Source organism: Leisingera sp. F5 (assembly GCF_001593695.1).
Window position 1 is genome coordinate 1 of record NZ_LUKH01001169.1, and the last position, 1,218, is coordinate 1,218.

Here is a 1,218-nt window from a genome sequence, read left to right on the forward strand (position 1 = left end):
AAGTCCATTGGCTTTCGAGAGAAGGGCTGCCTGACATGAACTGAGAGACAGGAACTTATGCGCGGCAAGTCTAAACCCTCCCGCCCTTGCAGGTGTCCTGGCTGGCGCCAGAGCACCTTGGCAGCGTTGGGCGTGGCACCGCGCAAAGCGCGGTGCCACGCCCAACCGGGGGAAGTTTTTTCGCAGAAAAGGCTGACAGCGGGCGGGAGCAGCTGGTTTGCTTGGTGTTTCCGGCATGAAAAAGGCGCCGCTGGGGCGCCTTCTATTCTGCATTCTGTGCCGTTCGCGTCAGGATGGGCCGATCGGTTTGCAGGTCACGTTGCGGGCGTTCAGGCGGCGGCAGGCGAGTTCCGCCTGATCCTGGCTCATGCCGAGGAAATTGGCTTCAAACCCGCGCCGGGTCTTGGCCACTTTGCGCAAGGAGCCGTCCAGTGTTTCCAGCTCCGACAGGGCTGTGCGCAGCAGAACCTTCTCGGCCTGGTAACGGCTGGTGTAGAGACCGACATTTACGCCCCAGTAACGGCCGCCGGACGTGGAGAGACGGGTCACAACCACCGGCTCCGGTTCGGGCGAGGCGTTTGCAAGGGCCAGGCTGGCCGGGCGGGCCACGGGCCTCAGACCGGTGAAGGGCACCTTTTGCACCGCTGCGATGACCGTGGCTGTTGCGGCTTGGGCTGGCGGCGCGGGTTCTGCCTCCGCTTCGGCGAGGGCAACGGCAATGCTGTTGCGGATGGCATCGCCCTGCACGGCACCTTCGGCACTGACGGTCTGGACATTTTCGATCTGTTCAGCTTGCGGTGCGGTTCGTGCAGTGTCCTCAGCAGCTTCGGCCGGCGGCGTCTGCAGGGCTTCCTCAAGTGCGGCTACCAGCACCGGCGACTCGGCGCGGCCCGGGCGCGTTTTGGGCCGCAGGCTGGTGTTGACCTGGCCGCTGACCCGGATGGTCTTGCCCGCAGCACCTTCGCTGCTGCCGCTGTCCCCGGCGTCTGCTACCACTACGCCTGCACCTTGGTACGCGGGCCGGCGCGGCTTGCGCAGAGCGGCACGCGACGGCGCCCGGCGGAAGCCGAGATCCAGCAGTTCCGCCACTTTGGCATTGCGCGCGGTGGAGGATTTGCCACCGAACACGGTCGCGATGATCCGCTCGTTGCCGCGCTTGGCCGAGGCCACCAGATTGGAGCCGGCGGCCCGGGTATAGCCGGTCTTGATCCCGTCGGC

1 pseudogene is annotated in these 1,218 nt (G+C 66.0%); it reads right to left on the reverse strand.

The features are described from left to right. Positions 1 to 288 precede the first annotated feature (288 nt). Positions 289 to 1,218: pseudogene (locus A2I95_RS39845) on the reverse strand (D-alanyl-D-alanine carboxypeptidase); the annotation flags it as partial.